Origin of the sequence: Pseudomonas syringae (genome assembly GCF_021605415.1) — a bacterium.
In the GTDB taxonomy this organism is placed as follows: Bacteria; Pseudomonadota; Gammaproteobacteria; order Pseudomonadales; family Pseudomonadaceae; genus Aquipseudomonas; species Aquipseudomonas syringae_S.
This window is the reverse complement of the sequence record NZ_WKEQ01000020.1, coordinates 1-23,022: the sequence shown is the minus strand read 5'-3', so window position 1 is coordinate 23,022 and position 23,022 is coordinate 1. Positions and strand designations below refer to the sequence as shown.

At 61.2% G+C, this 23,022-nt stretch carries 20 protein-coding genes; 15 read left to right on the top strand and 5 right to left on the bottom strand.

From position 1 onward, the window contains the following. The first annotated feature begins 15 nt into the window (after window positions 1-15). From GIW69_RS15360 to GIW69_RS15345, 4 genes are all read left to right on the top strand, one after another. A complete protein-coding gene (locus GIW69_RS15360; protein WP_236483530.1) occupies window positions 16-1,380 on the top strand; it encodes a DUF1329 domain-containing protein in 1,365 nt (454 codons plus the stop codon). Window positions 1,381-1,650: 270 nt separating this feature from the next. Beyond that, on the top strand, window positions 1,651-4,389 hold the full coding sequence (locus GIW69_RS15355; protein ID WP_236483529.1) for a winged helix-turn-helix domain-containing protein: 2,739 nt from the start codon (window positions 1,651-1,653) through the stop codon (window positions 4,387-4,389). Between the two features lie 62 nt (window positions 4,390-4,451). After that, window positions 4,452-5,096, top strand: a complete 645-nt coding sequence (locus tag GIW69_RS15350) for an MBL fold metallo-hydrolase (protein WP_236483527.1) — start codon at window positions 4,452-4,454, stop codon at window positions 5,094-5,096. Between the two features lie 114 nt (window positions 5,097-5,210). Beyond that, window positions 5,211-5,945: a YiaD family glycine zipper/OmpA-like lipoprotein gene (locus GIW69_RS15345; RefSeq protein ID WP_236483526.1), complete on the top strand. Its 735-nt coding sequence runs from the start codon at window positions 5,211-5,213 to the stop codon at window positions 5,943-5,945. A 146-nt stretch (window positions 5,946-6,091) separates the two neighbouring features. Here the strand turns inward: GIW69_RS15345 and ehuA are convergent, their stop codons facing one another. The 4 genes from ehuA to ehuB all read right to left on the bottom strand — a co-directional run bounded on the left by ehuA (window position 6,092) and on the right by ehuB (window position 9,218). Further along, window positions 6,092-6,886, bottom strand: coding sequence for an ectoine/hydroxyectoine ABC transporter ATP-binding protein EhuA (ehuA, locus tag GIW69_RS15340; RefSeq protein ID WP_236483605.1), 795 nt, complete (start codon window positions 6,884-6,886; stop codon window positions 6,092-6,094). An 80-nt stretch (window positions 6,887-6,966) separates the two neighbouring features. Then, window positions 6,967-7,623 (bottom strand): ectoine/hydroxyectoine ABC transporter permease subunit EhuD, encoded by a 657-nt coding sequence (ehuD, locus tag GIW69_RS15335; RefSeq protein ID WP_236483524.1) that lies wholly within the window; start codon window positions 7,621-7,623, stop codon window positions 6,967-6,969. Then, a complete protein-coding gene (gene ehuC / locus GIW69_RS15330) occupies window positions 7,620-8,279 on the bottom strand; it encodes an ectoine/hydroxyectoine ABC transporter permease subunit EhuC (RefSeq protein ID WP_236483523.1) in 660 nt (219 codons plus the stop codon). Before ehuC ends, ehuD begins: the two co-directional genes overlap by 4 nt. A gap of 78 nt (window positions 8,280-8,357) precedes the next feature. Next, window positions 8,358-9,218 carry an ectoine/hydroxyectoine ABC transporter substrate-binding protein EhuB gene (ehuB, locus tag GIW69_RS15325; RefSeq protein WP_236483522.1) on the bottom strand — a complete coding sequence of 287 codons (861 nt, stop codon included), beginning with the start codon at window positions 9,216-9,218 and terminating at the stop codon, window positions 8,358-8,360. A gap of 262 nt (window positions 9,219-9,480) precedes the next feature. Here ehuB and ehuR point away from each other — a divergent pair, with 262 nt between their 5' ends. From ehuR to GIW69_RS15285, 8 genes are all read left to right on the top strand, one after another. Continuing rightward, window positions 9,481-10,875, top strand: a complete 1,395-nt coding sequence (gene ehuR / locus GIW69_RS15320; RefSeq protein WP_236483521.1) for a MocR-like ectoine utilization transcription factor EhuR — start codon at window positions 9,481-9,483, stop codon at window positions 10,873-10,875. Window positions 10,876-10,982: 107 nt separating this feature from the next. Beyond that, on the top strand, window positions 10,983-11,954 hold the full coding sequence (eutB, locus tag GIW69_RS15315; RefSeq protein WP_236483520.1) for a hydroxyectoine utilization dehydratase EutB: 972 nt from the start codon (window positions 10,983-10,985) through the stop codon (window positions 11,952-11,954). A 25-nt stretch (window positions 11,955-11,979) separates the two neighbouring features. Then, complete coding sequence (gene eutC, locus GIW69_RS15310) at window positions 11,980-12,972, top strand: ectoine utilization protein EutC (protein WP_236483519.1); 993 nt, start codon at window positions 11,980-11,982, stop codon at window positions 12,970-12,972. Between the two features lie 42 nt (window positions 12,973-13,014). Next, window positions 13,015-14,205 carry an ectoine hydrolase DoeA gene (gene doeA / locus GIW69_RS15305; protein WP_236483518.1) on the top strand — a complete coding sequence of 397 codons (1,191 nt, stop codon included), beginning with the start codon at window positions 13,015-13,017 and terminating at the stop codon, window positions 14,203-14,205. Window positions 14,206-14,208: 3 nt separating this feature from the next. After that, complete coding sequence (gene doeB, locus GIW69_RS15300; RefSeq protein ID WP_236483517.1) at window positions 14,209-15,210, top strand: N(2)-acetyl-L-2,4-diaminobutanoate deacetylase DoeB; 1,002 nt, start codon at window positions 14,209-14,211, stop codon at window positions 15,208-15,210. A 68-nt stretch (window positions 15,211-15,278) separates the two neighbouring features. After that, a complete protein-coding gene (locus tag GIW69_RS15295; protein WP_236483516.1) occupies window positions 15,279-15,758 on the top strand; it encodes an Lrp/AsnC family transcriptional regulator in 480 nt (159 codons plus the stop codon). A gap of 242 nt (window positions 15,759-16,000) precedes the next feature. Next, complete coding sequence (locus tag GIW69_RS15290; protein WP_236483515.1) at window positions 16,001-17,473, top strand: NAD-dependent succinate-semialdehyde dehydrogenase; 1,473 nt, start codon at window positions 16,001-16,003, stop codon at window positions 17,471-17,473. Window positions 17,474-17,496: 23 nt separating this feature from the next. Then, the gene (locus tag GIW69_RS15285; protein WP_236483514.1) at window positions 17,497-18,882 is read left to right on the top strand and encodes an aspartate aminotransferase family protein; all 1,386 of its coding nucleotides are present in this window, start codon (window positions 17,497-17,499) and stop codon (window positions 18,880-18,882) included. Window positions 18,883-19,087: 205 nt separating this feature from the next. On the opposite strand, the gene GIW69_RS15280 is transcribed toward GIW69_RS15285, so the two are convergent. Then, a complete protein-coding gene (locus GIW69_RS15280; RefSeq protein WP_236483513.1) occupies window positions 19,088-19,522 on the bottom strand; it encodes a ZapG family protein in 435 nt (144 codons plus the stop codon). Between the two features lie 144 nt (window positions 19,523-19,666). Between GIW69_RS15280 and GIW69_RS15275 the strand changes: the two genes are divergently transcribed. The 3 genes from GIW69_RS15275 (at window position 19,667) to zapE (ending at window position 22,861) form a co-directional block, all read left to right on the top strand. Further along, entirely contained in the window at window positions 19,667-20,296 is a 630-nt protein-coding gene (locus GIW69_RS15275) for an alpha/beta fold hydrolase (protein WP_236483512.1), read from the top strand. Window positions 20,297-20,320: 24 nt separating this feature from the next. Further along, complete coding sequence (locus GIW69_RS15270; protein WP_236483511.1) at window positions 20,321-21,676, top strand: tryptophan--tRNA ligase; 1,356 nt, start codon at window positions 20,321-20,323, stop codon at window positions 21,674-21,676. Between the two features lie 90 nt (window positions 21,677-21,766). Then, window positions 21,767-22,861 (top strand): cell division protein ZapE, encoded by a 1,095-nt coding sequence (gene zapE, locus GIW69_RS15265; protein WP_236483510.1) that lies wholly within the window; start codon window positions 21,767-21,769, stop codon window positions 22,859-22,861. The last annotated feature ends 161 nt before the right edge of the window (window positions 22,862-23,022 follow it).

Sequence of the window (23,022 nt, the reverse complement as noted above, 5' to 3'; positions counted from 1 at the left end):
AGGACGAACACACCTATGAAAATAACAAAGAGTCTGTTCCACGCCGGTGTACTGGGGCTTTCGCTATTGGCGACCAGTGTGATGGCGGCAGTACCCGCAGCCGAAGCGGACAAACTGGGCAAGAGCCTGACGCCAATGGGCGCGGAAATGGCCGGCAATGCTGATGGTTCGATCCCGGCCTGGAAACCGATGCCAAAAAATGCCGGTTCGGTCGACAGCCGTGGCTTCCTGTCCAACCCGTATGCCAGTGAAAAACCGACGTTCACCATCACCGCGCAAAACGTCGATCAGTACAAGGACAAACTCGCACCGGGTCAGTACGCAATGTTCAAGCGCTACCCGGAAACCTTCAAGATGCCGGTCTACACGTCCCATCGCGGTGCCACCGTGCCCGATGAAGTCTTCGCCGCCATCAAGAAAAATGCCACCAGTACCAATCTCGTGTCCGGCGGCAACGGCCTGGAAAACTTCCAGACCGCCGTGCCGTTCCCGATTCCGAAAAGCGGCGTGGAAGTCATTTGGAACCACATCACCCGTTATCGCGGCGGCAGCGTGACTCGTCTGGTGACCCAGGCCACACCGCAACCGAACGGCTCGTACAGTCTGGTGTACTTCCAGGATCAGTTCGTGTTCCGCGACAAGATGAAGGACTACGATCCGGCGAACCCGGGCAACATCCTGTTCTACTTCAAGCAGAAAGTGACTGCGCCGGCGCGGCTGGCCGGCGGCGTACTGCTGGTACACGAAACCCTCGATCAGGTTAAGGAGCCACGTTCGGCGTGGGTCTACAACGCCGGTCAGCGTCGTGTGCGGCGTGCGCCGCAAGTCTCCTATGACGGCCCGGGTACGGCGGCGGACGGTCTGCGTACTTCGGACAACCTCGACATGTACAACGGTGCGCCTGATCGTTACGACTGGAAGCTCGAAGGCAAGAAAGAAATGTACATCGCTTCCGACAGCTACAAGCTCGATGACCCGAAACTGAAGTACGCCGACATCATCAAGGCCGGCCACATCAACCAGGATCTGGCGCGTTATGAATTGCGCCGCGTCTGGCATGTGGTTGCAACCTTGAAGGAAGGCCAGCGCCACATCTACGCCAAGCGTGACTTCTACATCGATGAAGACACCTGGCAAGCGGCGGTGATCGACCACTACGACGGTCGCGGTCAACTGTGGCGCGTGGCCGAAGCGCATGCCGAGAACTACTACGACAAGCAAGTGCCGTGGTATGCCCTCGAAACCCTCTACGACTTGCAATCGGGCCGTTACCTGGCACTGGGCATGAAGAACGAAGAGAAGCAGGCGTATGACTTCGGCTTTACTGCCACCACCAGCGACTTCACCCCGGCCGCGTTGCGTCAGGACGGTGTTCGCTAACCGGTAGCACCGCGAGGCCGCATCCTCATCAAACGCCCCGATCCGGTCGGGGCGTTTTTTTGTGCGCGGCACTCACTTGTGCCGGCGCTGCCGAATGCTGCGATCTGTTGATCCTGAAAAGATCGCAGCCTTCTGCAGCGCCTACACGGAACGTGCAGTAACGTAGTCTTTTTGTAGCCATTTGTAGCAACAACCTTCATAACCGCCTCGTTTAAGGCTAGGCTGCGGACATCTGCAACGCCGCCAATCGCCTTCGAACAAGAGCCGGCCATGACTGATCTGTCCCCGCTTCCGGGTCCTGCAAGTATTGCCGCCACGGCACTGGGCGGGCGTTTCTATCGCCCGCCGCTACCAGACGGCTATGTGCTGCGACCTCGCCTGTGCGAGCGCCTGAGTACCGGCCTCGGCGGACGCCTGTTGTTGGTCAGCGCCCCCGCCGGTTTCGGCAAGAGTTCGCTGGCGGTGGAGTTTTGTCAGAGCCTGCCGGCTCACTGGCAAAGTCTGTGGCTGGGGCTGAGCCCGCGAGACAACGACCCGGGGCGTTTTCTTGAACGCCTGCTCGAAGGCCTGCAAGATTACTTTCCGCAGCTGGGCAGCCGCGCACTCGGGCTACTGAAAATGCGTCAGCGCCATCAACCGTTTGCTTTCGAGGAATGGCTCGACGGCCTGCTGGATGAGCTGGCCCTGCACCTTCAGCCCACGGCTCCGTTGCTGTTGGTGCTGGATGACTATCACCTCGCCCAAGGCCCGGTGCTCGACCGGTGCCTGCAGTTTTTCCTCAATCATCTACCCGCCGGCCTGCTGGTCATGGTCACCAGTCGCCAGCGCCCCGACTGGCATCTGGCGCGGTTGCGCCTGTCCCGGCAACTGTTGGAACTGCATGAGCAGGATCTGCGCCTGACCCACGACGAAGCGCTAGCGTTACTCGATCGCCACAGCAGTTCGTTGCGCGGGGAGGCTGTTGAAAACCTGATCCAGCGCAGCGAAGGCTGGGTCGCGGGGTTGCGTTTCTGGCTGTTGGCGGCGTCCGAGGGCGGCAATGACGGCGCGCTGCCGCCCCACGCGCTCAATGGCGGGGAAGGGCTGATCCGCGATTACCTGCTCGAAGAAGTGCTTGATTGCCTGCCGCCGGAAGTCCAGACGTTCCTCTACGACACCGCGCCTCAGGAGCGTTTTTGCAGCGAACTGTGCGACGCCGTGCGCGAGGCCCACGACAGCGCCGAGATCCTGCGATTCCTGCTTGCTCATCAGGTTTTTCTGGTACCGCTGGACGAACACGGGCACTGGTATCGCTATCACCATCTGTTTTCCGATTTGTTGCGCAGCCGCCCGATCACTCAGGCGCTGGTTCCGTCGGCGACGTTGCATCTGCGTGCCTGTCGCTGGTTCAACGCGCAGGGTTTGCTGGATGAAGCGGTCGAGCAGGCCTTGCGCGCCGGCCATCTCGATGTGGCGGCGAATCTGGTGCAAAACCTTTCCGAGGAACAGCTGCTGGCTGAGCAGAACGTCGGCATGCTGCTGCGCTGGAAGATGGACTTGCCCGACAGCTTGTTGATCAGCACGCCTCGACTGATTGTGTTGTACAGCTGGGCCTTGGGGCTGGCCTGTCAGCTCGATGCCGCCGAAGAGCTGGCCAGCCATCTCAGCCGCTTCCTGCCGGCGCCGTCGGCCACCGCGCAGAAGTCGATGCTCGCGCAATGGCTGGCGCTGAGCGGGATCATCGCCCGGGGGCGTGGTCATCGCGACCTGACCCGGCAATATTGCACTGAGGCCCTGGAAAGCCTGCCGGCCAAGCGCTACGGGCAGCGATTGATGTGCCTGTCGACTCTGTCCAACCTGGCGATTGCCGACGGTGACCTGTGGCGCGCCCGGGGCTTGAACCGTGAATCCCTGGAGCTGGCACAACGGGTCGCCAATCCATTGTTCGAAGCGTTGGCCCATTACGACCGCGCCCGGGTATTACAGGCGCGGGGTGAAATACTGCGCGCCCTGGATGAAGTGCATCAGGGGCTGGAGCGCTTGCGCGGATTGTCACCGCAACGGTTGTATGCGGTGCGCGCACGCCTGACGTTGTATGAGGGCTTCCTGTTGGCGATGCGTTTGCAGCCACACGCGGCGCGGGCGAAATTGCAGTGTGGCTTGAGCGAGGCGCGGGCCTGCCGCGACATCAGCGTGCTGATCGGCCATTGCGTCATTGCGCGGCTCGATGGCAGCGCGGGCGATTTCGCCAAAGCCTTCGCCGAACTGGCCGAAGCCGAGCGCCTGATGCACATCTGGGATGTGCCGCCGATCTACTATCTGGCGATGATCACCTTGGTCAAATGCGAGTTATGGCTGGCACAGGGGCGCATGGATCTGGCCGAAGCCTGGCTGACACGCCTCGGCCAGACCTACACCGGCGAGCGCGCCGCCGCTCCGCCGGAGTTTCATCCGCAACTGCCGTTGCATGTCGAATTGCAGCAGGCCTTGCTCGACTGCATCCAGGGCCAGCCGATGCTCGCTGAAGGACGCCTGAACGTGCTGCTGGAAAACGGCCAGCAGACCGGGCGCCAATTGCTCAGCGTGATGGCGCTGACCCAGAAGGTCGCGTTGTTGTTGGCCGGCGCACGCGAACCCGAGGCGCGCAAGGCGTTGAGCCAGGCGCTGGAGGCGGCGTCCGGAGGCATCTTGCAACCCTTCGACGTGCTGGTTAAGCAGCGCCCGGACTGGCTGCGCGGCCAACTGTTGCTGACGCCAACCAGCCTGATCGGGCAGAAGCTTTTAGAACATCTCCCGCTTGCCCCCTCGCGTCCCTGCGTCGAATCCTCAGCGATGGAACAACTCAGCTCCCGAGAGTTGGCGGTCTTGCGCCTGATCGCACAAGGTTGCTCGAATCAGGAAATCAGCGACCAGCTCTTCATCTCGCTGCACACCGTGAAAACCCACGCCAGCCACATCAACAGCAAACTCGGGGTGGAGCGGCGCACTCAGGCGGTGGCGCGGGCCAAGGAGTTGGGGGTATTGGTTTAGCGGCGTTAATATCCGCAGAAAACGCGTTCTCGCCGCTGCTCATCGATTGCCCAGGATTGCCCATGACCGTTCCGAGCCACACCCTCATCCGCGAAACCTTCCCCGTCGGACCTTTGCAGTGCAACTGCACGATCATCGGCGACCCGATCACGAAGAAAGCCATCGTGGTCGATCCGGGCGGCAACCATGAGCTGATTCTCGCGCGCCTTGATGCCCTGGGCCTGAAAGTGGTCAGCATCATTCACACTCACGCACACCTCGATCACTTCCTCGCCTCTGGCCAGATGAAAGAAAAAACCGGCGCCACCTTGCATTTGCACAAGGAAGACCAGTTCCTCTGGGACAACCTGGAGATGCAATGCCAGATGTTCGGTGTGCCGTACACGCCAGTGCCATCGCCGGATCGCTGGCTGGCCGATGATGAGGAGCTGGCCTGCGGCTGCGGCGTGGCGTTGCACACGCCGGGCCATACGCCGGGTTCCATGAGCTTTTGGTTTGCAGAGGCTAAGCTGTTGATTGCTGGCGACACGCTGTTTCGTCGCGGGGTAGGGCGCACCGATTTGTGGGGTGGCGATCAGGCGACCATTGTGCGTTCGATCAAGCAGCGGCTGTATACCCTCGATGAAGAGGCGACCGTGGTGACCGGGCATGGACCCGACACGCGTCTAGGCGAAGAAATGCGTGAGAACCCGTTTGTGCGGGCTTAAACATTTTGTCACGGGCATGCGGCGGAATTATTCCGCATTGTCATGATCCAACGCCCGCACGGGCCGTTCCAGTGACCGCTGCACCACAGAATGCAAAAAAAGTAGGAGCTTTCCATGTTCACCACGCCTCGTTTGATTATTGCCGCTACTGCCGTGGCCTTGCTCGCCGGTTGCGCCTCGCCCAATCCGTATGACAATCAGGGCCAGGCTGACGGGGGCTCCCAAGGCATGAGCAAAACCGCTAAATACGGCGGGCTCGGTGCGTTGGCCGGTGCACTGGCCGGTGCCGCCATCGACCACAATAACCGTGGCAAGGGCGCGCTGATTGGCGCGGCAGTGGTGGGTGCTTCTGCGGCCGGTTACGGTTATTACGCCGACAAGCAGGAAGCGAAACTGCGCGCCAGCATGGCCAACACCGGGGTTGAAGTGCAGCGCCAGGGCGATCAGATCAAGCTGATCATGCCGGGCAACATTACCTTCGCCACCGATTCGGCGAACATCGCGTCAAGCTTCTATCAGCCGCTGAACAACCTGGCCAACTCCCTCAAGGAGTTCAACCAGAACCAGATCGAAATCGTCGGCTACACCGACAGCACCGGCAGCCGTCAGCACAACATGGATCTGTCCCAGCGTCGCGCGCAGAGCGTGGCGACCTACCTGACATCGCAAGGTGTCAGCGGTGCCAACCTGACTGCTCGTGGCGCCGGCCCGGATAACCCGATTGCCAGCAACGGCGACGTCAATGGCCGTGCGCAGAACCGCCGGGTTGAAGTGAACCTGAAGGCGATTCCGGGTCAGGAATATGGCGGACAGCAGCAACAGCCGGGCACTGTTCAGCAGTATCCGTAAGCGTCAGATGATACAAAAAATGCCCGATCCTGGTGATCGGGCATTTTTTTGGGTTGGATTTGCAGGCCTCATCGCTGGCAAGCCAGCTCCCACAGGTTTATCTGTCGTACACGCGTTTTGTGGTCAGCACAGGCACCATATGTTGTTTAGTTGGCCTCTTTCACCGCACTCAGAAACGCGCAAGTGCGCTCCTGCTGCGGATGCTCAAAGATCTGCGCCGGTGTCCCTTGTTCATGGATCTGGCCCTTGTAGAAGAAGCACACCCGATCCGCGAATTCCCGGGCAAAACCCATCTGGTGAGTGACCATCAACATGGTCAGATTGTGTTCGGCACCGAGCTTGCGGATCACGTTGAGCACTTCACCGCACAACTCCGGATCCAGCGCCGACGTCACCTCGTCAAACAGCATGACTTTGGGCCGCATCGCCAACGCCCGGGCGATCGCCACCCGCTGCTGCTGACCACCTGACAACTGCGAAGGGTAGTGCCCCAATTTGCTGCCCAATCCCACCAGTTCCAGCAGATCCGCTGCCCGCTCGCGCGCCTCGGCCGCTTTCATGCCCAAGACCTGCACCGGCGCCTCGATGACGTTTTGCAGCGCGGTCATGTGCGGGAACAGGTTGAAACTCTGAAACACCATGCCGATCTTGCCGCGTACCCGACGGATATGCCGATCATTGGCCGGCACCAGCACGCCGTTGCGATTGGGCATGTGGGTCAGCAGGTCATCTTCGACGCGAATCACCCCGTCATCGATGCCTTCCAGGGTCATCAACACCCGCAGCAGTGTCGACTTGCCCGAGCCACTGGGGCCGATGATCGCGACTTTTTCGCCCGGCGTGACATCCAGGTTCAGGTGATCGAGCACCGTGAAATTGCCGTAGCTTTTGGTGACGTCCTGGAAGCTGACGATCGGCTTGACCGCTGTCGGTTGTTGCATGGCCGTGGCCTCCTGCGGGTGCAGCGGTGTCAGGTTGCCGCGCCGGGAAAGGTCAGAGGAATTCGCAAGGGGAGAAGTCATTAGCGTAGCTCCAGGCGCACTTCGAGGCGCCGTACCAGATAAGCCAAAGCGATGCTCAGGGCGAGGAAGAACAGGCCGACCATGGTGATCGGTTCCAGGTAGCGGAAGTTCTCGGAGCCAATGTTCTTGGCCTGCTGCATGATTTCCACCACGGTAATGGCGGACAGCACCGGCGTGTCTTTCAGCATCGCCACAAGATAGTTGCCCAGCGGCGGCAGAATCGGCCGCAAAGCCTGGGGCAGAATGATGTTGCGATAGGCGCTGTACGGCGCGATGTTCAACGCGGTCACCGCCTCCCATTGCGCCCGTGGCACCGCATCGAGGCCGCCGCGATAGACCTCGGCGATGTAGCAGGCGTAATGCACGCCGATGCCGATAATCCCCACCTGCATGGCGCTCATGCTCACGCCGTAGTTGGGCAGCACGTAGTAAAGGAAATACACCTGGATCAGCAGCGGCGTGCTGCGGATGAACTCGATGATCCCGGCGACCGGCCATGACAGCCAGAACAATCGGCTACGTCGGCCAATGGCAAGAAACAGCCCGAGCACGATGGCGATCAGAAAACCGATCAGCGTGATGCCCACGGTATTGAGTGAAGCGCGCAGCAGATCGGGCAGGATCTGCCAGGCATACGCCCAGTCGAACAGGGTCATGACAGACCTCCACGCATCCGGCCGCGCGCCAGTCGACGCTCGACGCTGCGCATGCCCAGGTTGATCGCTTGCGCCAGGATGAAATACATCACCAGCGCCAGGCTAAAGATTTCCAGGGTCTGGAAGGTCGCCTGATCCAGTTGCCGGGCGCGAAAGCTCAAGTCCGACAACGTAATCAATGACACCAGCGACGTATTTTTCAGCAACTCGATCAGCAGGTTCGTGCCCGGTGGAATCGCCGCGAGCAATGCCTGCGGCAGAATGATCCGCCGAAAGCGCTTGTAGCCACTGAAATTCAGTGCCGTCGCCGCTTCGTATTGACCCTTCGCCACCGAGCTGATTGCACCGCGCATCACCTCCGCGCCATAAGCGCCGATGTGTAAGCCGAGGCCGACGATGGCCACGCTGTAAGAGCTCAACTCTAGATTGAACGGCGGCAGCGGCAGCACGAAAAACAGCCAGAACAATTGCACCAGCAACGAGGTGCCGCGAAACACTTCAATGTAGGCAACCGAAAACCAGCGCAGCGCCCGCCACGGCGACATGCGCCCGAGTGCCGCGAGAATCGCCGCAATAATCGCCAGAATCGAACCGAAGAAGGTCACCTGAAGCGTGACCCAGGCGCCTTGTATCAACAGCGGAAGTAATTCGCCCATGGTTTAAACCTGACCATCCGGATTAAGCAGGGAATAGGCATCGCGCCAAGGCGCCATGCCTGTTTCGACTATTGAGCCTTAAGCAGGATTGCACAACTCGGCAGCCGTTTTGGTGGTCACGTTGGCCTTGTCGAAGCCGAACGGTGCGACCGTTTTCAGGTGTTCCTCCGAGCCCAGCCACTTTTTCAGCTCGGCGTTGACCGCATCACGCAGGTCCTTGTCTTCCGGGCGGAAGGCGAGGGCGCCGTAGCCAATGTGCGACGGGTCATCCTTGAATTCGGTAACCGCTTCGACCTTCTCGCCACCCTTGGACGCCAGGCCCTTCATGGTCAATTGCGTGCCGACAGCGGCGTCGGCGCGACCGGCGCGCACGGCTTGCAACTGGGCGGTGGTGTCCGGCACTTGCAGGATTTGCGCGTCGGTGACGCCCGAATCCCGCGCGTATTTCAGGTTGACCGTGCCGGCCATGATCGCCAGTTTCACGTCAGGATTCTTGGCGACGTCTTCATAGCTGTGCAGGTTTTTCGGATTGCCCTTGGCGGTGAGCAAGGCGTCCGGCAATTGGTATTGCGGGTCGGTGAAAATCACCTGCTTGCAACGTTCCGGAGTGATGTACATGCCGGCGGCGATCACGTCGAAACGCTTGGCGCGCAGGCCGGGGATCAGCGAACCCCACTCGGTCAACACGCCGTTGACCTGCTTGATGCCCATTTTGGCGAAGATGGCTTTGGCGATTTCCGGCGATTCACCGGTCACCCGGCCATCGGTCTCGGTGTAAGCGAACGGGGTTTCGTTGGCGTAACCGATGCGCAGGCTGCTGTTCTGCGTAATGGTTTCCAGCGTGGTCGCGGCGTGGGCGCCGGCGGCGAGGCCGAACATCGCGCAAGCCACGAACAGGTGACGCAAAGCATGGGAGGTGCGGGAAGAGGAATTGCTCATCGATAAAATCTCCTGTTTCTTGTGGACCCGTCGTTGACGGCTCTGTGTTAGGAGGCAGTGTGACAAGAGCAAAGCGTACGGGAACCGCGTTCCGGTACAGGTCGATTGATTGTTGTTGGCGGCGTGTATCGCCGGCCTGTGCATCGACCTTGACCCGAGCATACAAAAGCCCCGCGCAACAATGCATTGCACTAGGACAATTGCTTTGCCCGGATTCTCGCGGGATGCTGTCGGCACTGGCAAACACGCGGGTTCAACGCCGATGGACAAGTGGAAAGCAGCACTGGAAATCGCCCGCAGCGGCGAATCGAAATACAAGATTCTGGTTCAGGCCATCGCCGACGACATTGAGCAAGGGGTGCTGGCCAACGATCAGCGCCTGCCACCACAACGGCAGGTCGCCGACGCCATGGGCATCAGCGTGCAGACCGTCACCAATGCCTACAAGGAACTGGAGCGCCAGGGGTTGGTGCGTTGCGAAGTCGGGCGCGGCAGTTTTGTCTCGCGGCGCATGAGCGACCGGGTCGCCACGTATATCCTCGACAGTTCCGAACGGGCGCTGGTGGATTTTTCCATCACGCGGATTCTGCATACCCGCGAGCACGATCAGTTCTGGCGCGAAACCTGTCGCGAACTCAGTACCGAAGACGACCAGCCGTGGATTCATGCCTTTCGTCCGATTGCCGGTTTTGAATCCCACCGTGAAGCGGCGATGCACTGGATCGGCCGTCAGGGCCTGAAGGTCGAACGCGACGACATCCTGATCACCAACGGCGCCGCCCACGGCATCTTTCTCGCCCTTGCCTCATTGGCGGGTCCGGATGACGTGGTGCTCTGCGAAGGCTTGACCGACCACGGCGTGATCGGCAATTCCCAAGTGCTCGGCTTCACCCTCAAAGGTCTGGAGATGGATCGCTATGGCATCGACCCGGAACACTTCGAGGACATGTGCAGCAACGAACGTATCACCGCGCTGGTCTGCACGCCGAACCTCAATAACCCCACCACCAGCCTGATGCCGGACAGCCGTCGCCGGGAAATCGCCGACATCGCCCGGCGCTTCGGCGTGCACATCATCGAAGACGACGTCTACGGCCCGTTGCTCGACGAACAGCGTGCGCCGCCGATCAGCCATTACCTGCCGGAACTGTCGTTCTATTGCACGAGCATGACCAAGTCGGTGCTGACCGGTTTGCGCATCGGTTATCTGGTGGTGCCCAAGCGTCTGGCGTTGCGCACCGAAAGCATCTTGCGGGTGAACAGCTGGATGGCCACGCCGATGGTGTCCGAGATCGCGGCGCGCTGGATTCGCGACGGGCGCGCCGACACGCTGGTGCAATTGCAGCGCCGCCTGCTGGTCAGCCGACAGGCGATGGTCAGCGAATACCTCGGCGAATACCTGCTCGGGCAGCACCCGAATGCCTTGAGTGCGTGGGTCGGTATTCCCAAACACTGGGAAGTCGACGGCCTGGTGCGAGCGCTGCGTCATCGACACATTGCGGTCACGTCCCCCGATCCGTTCACCGTGCGCGGCACCCCTCGGCCTCGGGCGGTTCGTGTGTGTGTCGGCGCTGAATGCAGCGATGAAGAGATGCGCGAAGCGCTGATCGGCATGCGCGAAATTTTCGGCCAGTACCCGCAAATCCACGATTTTTGAGCAGTGTCCCGGGGCAAAAAAGTTTGTCGACTAAATTGCCCTAGTACATTCATCACGACAATTCAGCCCTCTTAGACTGCGCCCAACACTTGAGTCGGGATGCGGTCATGCCAGCACTGCAACTAAACGATGTTTACCTCGCCCGCCAGCGCATCGAAGCGCTGGTGCGGCGCACGCCCATGGAGCATTCGCCGAGCCTGTCGCGCCGGTTGGGCGTGCCGGTTTATCTGAAGCTCGAGTCCTTGCAGATCACCGGCAGCTTCAAATTACGCGGTGCGAGCAATGCCGTGGCGCAACTCGACGACGAACAGAAACAGCGTGGCGTGGTGGCCGCGTCTACCGGCAATCATGGTCGGGCACTGGCGTATGCAGCGTCGCGGTTGGGCGTGAAGGCGACCATTTGCCTGTCGAACCTGGTGCCGGCGAACAAGGTGCAGGCGATTCGTGATCTCGGTGCCGAGGTGTGCATCGTCGGCCAGTCCCAAGACGATGCCCAGCGTGAAGCCGAACGCATCGCCCGCGACCACGGTGCGACGTTGCTGCCGCCGTTCGATCATCCGGCGATCATCGCCGGGCAGGGCACCTTGGGCCTGGAAATTCTCGAGCAGCAACCGGACGTCGCCCATGTGCTGGTGCCGTTGTCCGGCGGCGGCCTGTTCGCTGGCGTAGCGCTGGCCATCAAAAGCGCCAATCCGCGCATCACCACTCATGGCATCAGCATGCAGCGCGGTGCGGCGATGCACGCCAGCCTTGCCGTCGGACATCCGGTGGAAGTCGAAGAACTGCCGACCCTGGCCGATTCCCTCGGCGGCGGCATCGGCCTCGACAACCGGTACACCTTCAGCATGACCCGCGACACCTGCGATCACCTGCATCTGCTCAGCGAAAGCTCTATCGCCAATGCCCTGCGCCATGCCTATCACGAAGAACGGCTGGTGCTTGAGGGCGCGGCGGCGGTGGGGATCGCGGCAGTGCTCGACGGCTTGATAGCGCCGCGTGGGCCGGTGGTCATTGTGGTCAGCGGACGCAATGTCGACACCCAACAACACCTGCGCGTGCTCAGCGGCGCAGACGCCTGAAAACCCATAAAAACCGGAGGGCAGCATGAGTGACGTCACCCTGTTGAGCGAAGCCGATCTGCGCGCTTGCGTGGCGCTGGATCTGGCGAGCATTGAGGCCATCGAGCAAGCCTTCGTGCTGCTGGCCACCGCCGCCGTGGCGATGCCGCCGATCTTGCGCCTGGACATCCCCGAGCACAACGGCGAAGTGGACGTGAAAACCGCTTATCTGCCGGGGCTGGAGCGTTTTGCGATCAAGGTCAGCCCGGGCTTTTTCGACAACCCGAAGCTGGGTCTGCCGAGCCTCAACGGCATGATGATGCTGCTTTCGGCGCGCACCGGTTTGCTCGATGCCTTGTTGCTCGATAACGGCTATCTGACCGCCGTGCGCACGGCAGCGGCAGGCGCGGTGGCAGCGCGGGCATTGTCGCGAGCCGACAGCCGCAGCGTAGCGCTGATCGGTGCCGGCGAGCAGGCAGCGTTGCAGTTGCAGGCGTTGCGCCTGGTGCGCCCGATCGAGCGTGTGCGGGTCTGGGCCCGCGACTTCGCCAAGGCGCAGGCCTTCAGCACCGAACTGGCCCGCGACAGCGGTCTGGCGGTGATGCCCTGCGCAAGCATCGACGAGGCGATGACCGACATCGACATCGCGATCACCTGCACGCCAAGCCGCGAGCCATTGATCGAACCCCGCCATTTGCGGCCCGGCCTGCACATCACCGCCATGGGCTCCGATGCCGAACACAAAAACGAAATTGCCCCGTCCGTGCTGGCAGAGGTTGACCGCTACGTGGCCGACCGCTTGAGCCAGACGCGAATTCTCGGCGAGTTGCATCACGCCCTCGCGGCCGGTGTGGTCAGCGACGAATCAAGCTTCGCCGAGCTGGGCCAGGTGCTCGCCGGCCAGCGTCCCGGTCGCAGCGATGCGGCGCAGATCACCTTGTGCGACCTGACCGGCACCGGCGCCCAGGACACCGCCATGGCCAATCTGGCGTTCGAGCGCGCGCGCGCGGCGGGCAAGGGTTTTCAGTTCGGCAGTTAACCGTTTTTTTCATCCGTGCGTCATTTATCAGAGGGCAGGTGCATGTCTCAGATAGTCGTCAATCTCCCGTTCGAACGGGAAGAATATGCCCAGCGTCTGGCCAAGGTGCGTGTGGCCATGCAGGCGCAGGGCATCGAGCTGTTGCTGGTCACCGATCCGTCGAACATGGCCTGGCTGACGGGCTACGACGGTTGGTCGTTCTACGTTCACCAGTGCGTGCTGCTGGCCCTCGACGGCGAACCGGTGTGGTTCGGTCGCGGCCAGGACGCCAACGGTGCCAAGCGCACGGTGTTCATGCAGCAGGACAACATCGTCGGTTACCCGGACATCTACGTGCAGTCGCGCGAACGTCATCCGATGGATTACCTGTCCCGCGAAGTCATCACCGCTCGCGGCTGGGATGCGCTGACCATCGGCGTGGAGATGGACAACTATTACTTCAGTGCAGCGGCGTATCTGTCGCTGCAAAAGCACTTGCCGAAAGCCAAATTGATCGACGCGGTCGGTCTGGTGAACTGGCAGCGCGCGATCAAGTCGCCGCAGGAAATCGCCTACATGCGCATCGCCGCGCGCATCGTTGAAAACATGCACGGGCGGATCCTCGAACGCATCGAACCGGGCATGCGCAAAAACGAACTGGTGGCCGAGATCTACAGCAGCGGCATCCTCGGCGCCGACGGCCATGGCGGCGATTACCCGGCCATCGTGCCGCTGTTGCCGACCGGCGCCGACGCCAGCGCGCCGCACCTGACCTGGGACGACACGCCGTTCGAAAAGGGTGCCGGCACTTTCTTCGAAATCGCCGGGTGCTACAAACGTTATCACTGCCCGCTGTCGCGCACGATCTACCTCGGCAAGCCGCCGCAGCATTTCCTCGACGGCGAAAAAGCCGTGGTCGAAGGCATCGCCGCTGGCCTCGAAGCGGCGAAGCCGGGCAACACCACGGGCGACATCGCCGCAGCGTTTTTCAAGGTGCTGGAAAAATTCGGCATCCACAAGGACAGCCGTTGCGGCTACCCGATCGGTATCAGTTATCCACCGGACTGGGGCGAGCGCACCATGAGCCTGCGCCCCGGCGACACCAGCGTGTTGCAACCGGGCATGACCTTCCACTTCATGCCGGGGCTGTGGATGGACGATTGGGGCCTGGAAATCACCGAGAGCATTTTGATCACCGACACCGGCGTCGAAACCCTGTGCAACGTGCCACGCCAACTGTTCGTGAAGGACTGAATCATGAGCGAACTGCCTGACAACCCGATCAGCGCCACGGTGGATTTCAACCGCGAAGGCGTGCAGCACGGTTTTCTCAAGTTGCCGTATTCACGGGACGATTCGGCCTGGGGCGCGGTGATGATTCCGGTCACGGTGATTCAGCGCGGGGCGGGGCCGACCGCGCTGCTCACTGGGGGCAATCACGGGGACGAATACGAAGGCCCGGTGGCGCTGAGCAAGCTGGCGCAAGGCCTGACGGCGGCCGAGGTGACGGGACGGGTGATCATCATCCCGTTCATGAACGCCCCGGCGTTCCATGCCGGCCGGCGTACTTCGCCGATCGACAAGGGCAACCTGAACCGCAGTTTTCCCGGCAAACCGGATGGCACGGTGACCGAAAAAATCGCCGATTACTTCACCCGCACTTTGCTGCCGCTGGCAGACATCGTGCTCGACATCCACTCGGGCGGGCGGACGCTGGATTTCCTGCCGTTCGCCGCGTGCCATGTGCTGCCGGACAAGCAGCAACAGGCGCAATGCGAGGCCGGCATGCGCGCGTTCAGTGCGCCGTACAGCATGCGCATGCTGGAGCTGGATGCCGGGGCGATGTATGACACGGCGGCTGAATCCCAGGGCAAGATTTTCATCACCACGGAACTGGGCGGCGGCGGTTCGTCCACGGCGCGCAGCGTGGCGATTGCCGAGCGCGGTGTGCGCAATCTGCTGGTGCATGCGGGGATCGTTGAGGGCGAAGTGCAGACGTCGCCGTCGATCATGCTCGACATGCCTGATGGCGACTGTTTCATTGCCAGCGAGCACGATGGTTTGCTGGAAATGTGCCGCGATCTGGGTGACGCGGTGAGCCAGGGCGAAGTGATCGCCCGGGTTTACGACGCTACCCGCAGCGGCGTCGCGCCAGTGGAATACCGTGCGGCGCGCAGCGGATTGCTCGCGGCGCGGCACTTTCCCGGATTGGTGCGATGTGGCGACACGGTGGCCGTCATCGCCGACGTCCTGACCTGACTCCATTACCTGTGGGAGCTGGCTTGCCAGCTCCCACAGGGTTCTCTATTAACCGGAGGGCCTCGGCCATGCACAAACTCGATCGTTACGACCTGAAAATCCTGCGGATCCTCGCCGAAGACGGGCGTATCACCAAGTCGAGTCTGGCCGAGGCAATCAACCTCTCGGTGACCCCGGCGTGGGAGCGCGTGCGCAAGCTCGAAGCGCTTGGCCTGATCAAGGGCTATCGGGCGCAGATCGATTGGGGCGCGGTGTTCAAGAGCCAGCAAGTGCTGGTGGAAATTACCCTCGCGCGACACACGGCCCAGGACATGCGCCGTTTCGAGCAGCGCATGAGCGAAGCCAGCGAAGTCGCGTTCTGCTACGCCACCGGTGGCGGCGTCGATTACATGGCAATGATCCAGGCGCCGGACATCGACCATTACCAGCGCTTCATCGATCAGTTGTTGCTCGATGATCTGGGTATCGAACGCTACTTCACCTACATCGTCACCAAAACCATCAAGACCGCCGGGGCGTTGCCCGCAGAACTGCCGACGGAGTCCTGAGCCACCACAACCCTTGTGGGAGCTGGCTTGCCAGCGATAGCGGTTCGACATTCATCATTAATGTGACTGACATATCGCCATCGTTGGCAAGCCAGCTCCCACAGTGATTTTTGGTTGCCGGAAATTTCTGTTTGCCGCCACTCAATCAGAAAAAACCACCTGCCAGCCCCCGGCAAACCGCAAATTCCCCACGCCCCAAACCCCTAGCATGGTTCCACGCAAAACGGATTGGAGTGAACGCCATGACTTACAAACATCCGCTACTGTTCAAGGCCCTGTGCTACGTCGATGGCCATTGGGTACACAGCGACAGCGGTCACAGCATCGCCGTGCACAACCCGGCAGATCAAAAACTGATCGGCCATGTGCCGTTGCTCGATCAGCCGCAAATCGTCGCCGCCGTCGATGCCGCGCACCGTGCCTTCAGCGATTGGCGTGAGCAAAGCCTCGAAGCACGCGGTGCGATTCTGCGGCGTTGGGCGGCGTTGATGCTTGAGCATCAGGAGGATCTGGCGCGGATTCTCAGTCTGGAGCAGGGCAAGTCCTTGGCCGAATCCCGTGGCGAGATCGCTTATGCGGCTAGCTTCATTCCGTGGTTCGCCGAAGAAGCGCGGCGCCTGTATGGGCAGAACATTCCCAGCCACATTCCCGGCGCGCACCTGGGCACGGTCAAGGAACCGGTCGGCGTCTGTGCACTGCTGACACCGTGGAATTTCCCTTCGGCGATGATCACTCGCAAAGCCGCCGCTGCGCTGGCGGCCGGTTGCACCGTGGTTATCAAACCGGCGCACGAAACGCCGTATTCGGCCTTCGCCCTCGCGCAACTGGCGGAGGAGGCGGGGTTCCCGGCCGGCGTATTCAACGTCGTGCTCGGCGAGCCGCAGATGACCATGCAAACCCTGGTGCAGGACAGCCGCGTGCGCTCGGTGAGCTTCACCGGTTCGACCCGTGTCGGCAAATTGGTGCTGCAAGCGGCGGCCGAGGATGTGAAGAAGGTGTCGCTGGAGTTGGGCGGCAACGCGCCGTTCATTGTCTGTGCCGACGCTGATCTTGAGCTGGCGGTGAAAGTCGCCGTCGCCGCCAAGTTCCAGACCTCCGGGCAGGATTGCTGCGCGGCGAACCGGATCATGGTGGATCGCGCCATCTACCCCGCTTTTCTCAGCCAGTTTGCCGCCGCCGTGCGCGAATTGAAGGTCGGTCCGGCGCTGATCGACGACAAGGAGCAACACGTCGACATCGGCCCGCTGATGCATCAAGCCGCGTTCGATGTCACCGCCGAGCGTGTTGCCGATGCATTGCAACACGGCGCGCAGCGTTTGGTTGGCGGCGAGGCCCATGCCCTCGGCGGTTTGTTCTATCAGCCGACGGTGCTCGCCGATGTCACCCCGCAGATGCGCATCTATCGTGAAGAAAACTTCGCGCCGATTGCCGGGGTGATGCCGTTCGACTCACTCGATCAAGCCGTCGAAATGGCCAACGACACCGAATACGGTCTGGCCGCCTACATTTGTTCCAATCGAATGGATTTGATCTACCCGCTGATCCGCCGACTCGACCACGCGATGGTCGCGGTCAACGGCGTCAAGTTCACCGGCCATCCGATTCCGTTCGGTGGCATGAAAGCCTCGGGGCTGGGCCGTGAAGGCGGCGCCGAGGGCTTCGAAGCCTTTGTCGAAACCAAATATTTCTGCCTGCACCATCAAGGCCAGTTTTAACCCCCTTCTTCAAGGAGAACGCCATGAACCCGGAACTCGAAAACCTGTTTGAACAAGACCGCGCGCACTTCATGCACCCGTCGACCCACGCCCATGACCACGCCAGCGGCGCGCTCAAGGGGCGCATCATCACCGGCGCCTCGGGCATCCGCATCCGCGACCATGAAGGCCGCGAACTGATCGATGCCTTCGCCGGCCTGTATTGCGTGAACATCGGCTACGGTCGCACCGAAGTCGCCGACGCCATCTACAAGCAGGCCAAAGAGTTGGCCTACTACCACACCTACGTCGGCCACTCGACCGAGGCGATCATCGAGCTGTCGAGCCGCATCATCGATTGGGCGCCGGAGGGCATGAAAAAGGTCTATTACGGCCTGTCCGGTTCCGACGCCAACGAAACCCAGATCAAACTGGTGCGCTACTACAACAACGTGCTCGGTCGTCCGCTGAAGAAGAAAATCATCTCCCGGGATCGCGGCTATCACGGCTCGGGCATCATGACCGGCAGCCTCACGGGGCTCGCGACATTCCATCAGCATTTCGACCTGCCCGTCGAAGGCATCAAACACACCGTGTGCCCGCACTGGTATCGCAAGGCGCCAACCGGCATGGATGAAGCGGCGTTCGTGCGCTACTGCGCCGATGAACTGGAAAAAATGATTCTCGCTGAAGGTCCGGACACGGTGGCGGCGTTCATCGGCGAACCGCTGATGGGTACGGGTGGCATCATCGTGCCGCCAGCCGGTTATTGGGCGGCCATTCAGGCGGTGCTGAACAAGTACGACGTGTTGCTGATCGCTGACGAAGTGGTCTGCGCGTTCGGTCGCCTGGGGTCGAAGATGGGCAGCCAGCGTTACGGCATGCGCCCGGATCTGATCACGACGGCGAAAGGTTTGACCAGTGCTTATGCACCGTTGTCGGCAGTGATCGTCGGCGAAAAAGTGTGGGACGTGATCGAAAAGGCCTCCGAGTCCCAAGGCGCCATGGGTCATGGCTGGACCTATTCCGGGCATCCGCTCTGCGCGGCGGCCGCATTGGCTAACCTCGACATTCTTGAGCGCGAAAACCTCACGGCGAATGCCGACAAGGTCGGCGGCTACCTGAATCGTCGCCTGCGTGAAACCCTCGAAGGCCATCCGCTGGTGGGCGAAGTGCGCGGCGACGGCATGCTCGCAGCGGTGGAATTCATGGCGGATCGTGAGCAACGCACACCGTTCGATGCGGCCTTGAAGGTCGGGCCGAAGGTCTCGGCGGCGTGCCTTGAGCGCGGCATGATCGCCCGGGCAATGCCTCACGGCGACATCCTCGGCTTCGCACCGCCGCTGGTGCTGACCGAGGCTGAGGCGGATCTGATCGTCGACATCACCAAGGGCGCGATCGATCAGGTGGCGGGCGAGGTCTTGGGTTAAGCCAGATTTGGCGGCGCCCCCAATCCCCTGTAGGTGCTGCCGCAGGGTTATGTGGTGTACAAAGATTTTATGAACGACACGGACACTGTGGGAGCTGGCTTGCCGGCAATGAGGCCGATACATTCGTCCCACATACCGGAGTAGAAACAAAAAGCCCCCGGACAATCACTTGTCCGGGGGCTTTCTGTTGTCGCGCGAAACCTGATTACTTCTTCAAACCGTATTGCTCATCGAGCATGCCCGGCGAGTTCGGGTTTTTCGGTGCGTAGTCACGTGGCGGCTCCTGATCGCGCGGTGGCGTCAGGCGTTCGCGCGGTGTCTGCGGCGCTTCGGAGTGCAGGGAAGCGAGCAAGCGTTGACGGGTCTGCTCGTCCAGGGCCAGGCGGTTGGCGCCCTCGGCGAGATGATCCTGCACTTCCTGATAGCTCTGGGTCAGTTTCTTGACCAGATTGGCGGTGCTGTTGAAGTGGGTGACCACCTCGTTCTGATAACTGTCGAAACGTTCCTGAATGTCATCCAGTTGACGCTGCGTGCGGCTTGGCGCGGCATTCGGCGCGACGCGAGCGATCAGGAAACCAATGGCGACACCCACAACCAGGGCAAGAGTCGGTAACAACCAAACTAAGAGCGAGTGTTCCACGAGTCCTTCCTCTATAAACGGCTTTGCTTTACGTTAACGGCTCGAACCTGCGCTGTATACCGCGATTCACTCGCAATAGATCGGCACAGACAATTTGCTAGACGAGTCGACCCGATTCAAGGTCACGGAGTTCCTCCCTTGCTGATGCGTGAAACCCCTGTAGTCATCGACGGCCCCGTCGGCCAACTGGAAAGCCTGTACCTGGAAGTCGAGCAGCCACGCGGCATCGCGCTGATCTGCCACCCGAACCCGGTGCAGGGCGGCACCATGCTCAATAAAGTCGTCTCGACCTTGCAGCGCACCGCGCGCGACGCGGGGTTGATTACCCTGCGCTTCAACTATCGCGGCGTCGGCGCCAGCGAAGGTTCGCACGATATGGGCACCGGCGAAGTCGATGACGCCCAGGCCGCTGCCGCCTGGTTGCTGGAAAAACACCCGAACCTGCCGCTGACCCTGTTCGGTTTCTCCTTCGGCGGATTTGTTGCAGCAAGTCTCGGCGGCCGTCTCGAAGCACAGGGTGTGCCGCTCAAGCACTTGTTCATGGTCGCCCCAGCGGTCATGCGCCTGGGCGATCAGGATCAGCTGCCGCAGCAGGGCGAGTTGACCGTGATCCAGCCAGAAACCGACGAAGTGATCGACCCGTCACTGGTTTACCAATGGTCTGACACGCTTGAGCGCCCCCATACGCTGCTGAAAGTGGCAGAATGCGGGCACTTTTTTCATGGCAAGCTGACCGATCTCAAGGATCTGATCCTGCCGCGTCTCTCGAATTGATTGCAGTCTGACAAGCGATTACCCATGACGAACCGTACCCGCATCCTCACCGGCATCACCACCACCGGCACCCCGCACCTGGGCAACTACGCCGGCGCCATCCGTCCGGCAATCGTTGCCAGCCGTGACAGCAATGCCGATTCGTTCTACTTCCTGGCCGACTACCACGCCCTGATTAAATGCGATGATCCGCTGCGCATCCAGCGCTCGCGTCTGGAGATCGCCGCGACCTGGCTGGCCGGTGGCCTGGATGTCGATCGCGTGACGTTCTATCGCCAGTCCGACATCCCGGAAATTCCCGAGCTGACCTGGCTGCTGACCTGCGTGGCCGCCAAAGGCCTGCTCAACCGCGCCCATGCCTACAAGGCTTCGGTGGACAAGAACGTCGAAACCGGCGAAGACCCCGATGCCGGCGTCACCATGGGCTTGTACAGCTATCCGGTGCTGATGGCGGCGGACATTCTGATGTTCAACGCCCACAAGGTTCCGGTCGGTCGCGACCAGATCCAGCACGTCGAAATGGCCCGCGATATCGGCCAGCGCTTCAACCATCTGTTCGGCCAAGGCAAAGAGTTCTTCACCATGCCCGAAGCGCTGATCGAAGAAAGCGTGGCTACGCTGCCAGGCCTCGACGGTCGCAAGATGTCGAAGAGCTACGACAACACCATTCCGCTGTTCTCCAGCGCCAAAGAGATGAAGGACGCGATTTCGCGGATCGTCACCGACTCCCGCGCGCCGGGCGAAGCGAAAGATCCGGACAACTCGCACCTGTTCACCCTGTTCCAGGCCTTCGCCACTGCGGCGCAGGCTGAGGAGTTTCGCAGCGAACTGCTCGGCGGCCTGGGTTGGGGCGAGGCGAAGAGCCGTCTGTTCCAGCTGCTCGACAACGATCTGGGTGAGGCTCGCGAGCGTTATCACCAGTTGATCGAACGTCCGGCGGATCTTGAAGACATGCTGCAAGTCGGCGCCAGGAAGGCCCGTGCCGTGGCGACGCCGTTCCTCAACGAACTGCGTGAAGCGGTCGGCCTGCGTTCTTTCGTCAATCAGGTTCAAGTGGCTGCGACCACCAAGAAGAAAGCCGCGAAAGCTGCGCGTTTCGTCAGCTTCCGTGAAGACGACGGCAGCTTCCGCTTCCGTCTGCTCGCGGCCGATGGCGAGCAACTGCTGCTGTCGCGCCACTTCGCCGATGGCAAAGCGGCTGGCCAGGTGACCAAGCAACTGCAATCCGGTCAGGCGCTGGATGTGCGTAACGAAGGCCTGAGCTTCAGTGTGTGGCTGCAAGGCGAGCGCATTGGCGACAGCCCGGCGTTCGCGGACAGCACGGCGCGAGACGCGGCCATCGAGGCGCTGCGCGTTGCGTTGACCCCGGCTCAAGACTAAACAGCGGCACGGCCCGACCAAGGGCCGATTGCCATTCCCACGGGCCATCGCTACAGTGACGGCCCGTTTTTGTTACCTTGCTAACGAATTATGACGCCCCTAGAACGATATCAAGCTGATCTGAAGCGCCCGGATTTCTTCCATGACGCCGCGCAGGAAACTGCTGTGCGTCATCTGCAGCGCCTGTACGACGACCTGATCGCAGCCGATCAGAACAAGCCGGGCCTGCTGAGCAAACTGTTCGGCAAGAAGGATCTGACGCCGGTCAAAGGCCTGTATTTCTGGGGCGGCGTGGGTCGCGGCAAAACTTACCTGGTCGACACGTTCTTCGAAGCGCTGCCGTTCAAGGAAAAGACCCGTACTCACTTCCACCGCTTCATGAAGCGCGTACACGAAGAGATGAAGACCCTGGGCGGCGAAAAAAACCCGCTGACGGTCATCGCCAAGCGCTTTGCCGCTGAAACCCGCGTCATCTGCTTCGATGAATTTTTCGTGTCCGACATCACCGACGCCATGATCCTCGGCACGCTGATGGAAGAATTGTTCAAGAACGGCGTGACGCTGGTCGCCACCTCGAACATCGTCCCGGACGGCCTGTACAAGGACGGCCTGCAACGCGCGCGTTTCCTGCCGGCCATCGCGCTGATCAAGCAGCACACCGAAATCGTCAACGTCGACAGCGGCGTCGACTATCGTCTGCGTCACCTCGAACAGGCGGAACTGTTTCACTATCCGCTCGACGAGGCCGCCCACGAAAGCCTGCGCAAAAGCTTCAAGGCGCTGACGCCGGAATGCACGGCGGCGGTGGAAAACGATGTGCTGATCATCGAAAACCGCGAAATTCGTGCTTTGCGTACCTGCGACGATGTGGCGTGGTTCGACTTCCGCGAACTGTGCGACGGCCCGCGCAGCCAGAACGATTACATCGAACTGGGGAAAATCTTCCACGCCGTGCTGCTCAGCGGTGTCGAGCAAATGAGCGTCACCACCGACGACATCGCCCGGCGCTTCATCAACATGGTCGACGAGTTCTACGACCGTAACGTGAAGCTGATCATTTCTGCCGAAGTCGAGCTGAAAGACCTGTACACCGGCGGCCGCCTGACGTTCGAGTTCCAGCGCACGCTGAGCCGCCTGCTGGAAATGCAATCCCACGAATTTCTGTCCCGGGCGCACAAGCCTTAAGACGGTTTTCGATGTACAAAAAAAGGGCCTGCGATTCAGGCTGTGTGAAAACCTAGCAATCTGCTGGCCGGTTGAAGAAAATGCCCGTATCGCAAGATACGGGCATTTTTCTTATGCGCTATATCCAAGGTGAAAACCGCTCCCAGAGCGCGCTGTTTCCA

Coding starts and splice junctions, on each gene's coding strand:
- GIW69_RS15360 (WP_236483530.1), top strand. CDS start 16: ATGAAAATAACAAAGAGTCTGTTCCACGCCGGTGTACTGGGGCTTTCG.
- GIW69_RS15355 (WP_236483529.1), top strand. CDS start 1,651: ATGACTGATCTGTCCCCGCTTCCGGGTCCTGCAAGTATTGCCGCCACG.
- GIW69_RS15350 (WP_236483527.1), top strand. CDS start 4,452: ATGACCGTTCCGAGCCACACCCTCATCCGCGAAACCTTCCCCGTCGGA.
- GIW69_RS15345 (WP_236483526.1), top strand. CDS start 5,211: ATGTTCACCACGCCTCGTTTGATTATTGCCGCTACTGCCGTGGCCTTG.
- ehuA (WP_236483605.1), bottom strand. CDS start 6,886: ATGCAACAACCGACAGCGGTCAAGCCGATCGTCAGCTTCCAGGACGTC.
- ehuD (WP_236483524.1), bottom strand. CDS start 7,623: ATGACCCTGTTCGACTGGGCGTATGCCTGGCAGATCCTGCCCGATCTG.
- ehuC (WP_236483523.1), bottom strand. CDS start 8,279: ATGGGCGAATTACTTCCGCTGTTGATACAAGGCGCCTGGGTCACGCTT.
- ehuB (WP_236483522.1), bottom strand. CDS start 9,218: ATGAGCAATTCCTCTTCCCGCACCTCCCATGCTTTGCGTCACCTGTTC.
- ehuR (WP_236483521.1), top strand. CDS start 9,481: ATGGACAAGTGGAAAGCAGCACTGGAAATCGCCCGCAGCGGCGAATCG.
- eutB (WP_236483520.1), top strand. CDS start 10,983: ATGCCAGCACTGCAACTAAACGATGTTTACCTCGCCCGCCAGCGCATC.
- eutC (WP_236483519.1), top strand. CDS start 11,980: ATGAGTGACGTCACCCTGTTGAGCGAAGCCGATCTGCGCGCTTGCGTG.
- doeA (WP_236483518.1), top strand. CDS start 13,015: ATGTCTCAGATAGTCGTCAATCTCCCGTTCGAACGGGAAGAATATGCC.
- doeB (WP_236483517.1), top strand. CDS start 14,209: ATGAGCGAACTGCCTGACAACCCGATCAGCGCCACGGTGGATTTCAAC.
- GIW69_RS15295 (WP_236483516.1), top strand. CDS start 15,279: ATGCACAAACTCGATCGTTACGACCTGAAAATCCTGCGGATCCTCGCC.
- GIW69_RS15290 (WP_236483515.1), top strand. CDS start 16,001: ATGACTTACAAACATCCGCTACTGTTCAAGGCCCTGTGCTACGTCGAT.
- GIW69_RS15285 (WP_236483514.1), top strand. CDS start 17,497: ATGAACCCGGAACTCGAAAACCTGTTTGAACAAGACCGCGCGCACTTC.
- GIW69_RS15275 (WP_236483512.1), top strand. CDS start 19,667: ATGCGTGAAACCCCTGTAGTCATCGACGGCCCCGTCGGCCAACTGGAA.
- GIW69_RS15270 (WP_236483511.1), top strand. CDS start 20,321: ATGACGAACCGTACCCGCATCCTCACCGGCATCACCACCACCGGCACC.
- zapE (WP_236483510.1), top strand. CDS start 21,767: ATGACGCCCCTAGAACGATATCAAGCTGATCTGAAGCGCCCGGATTTC.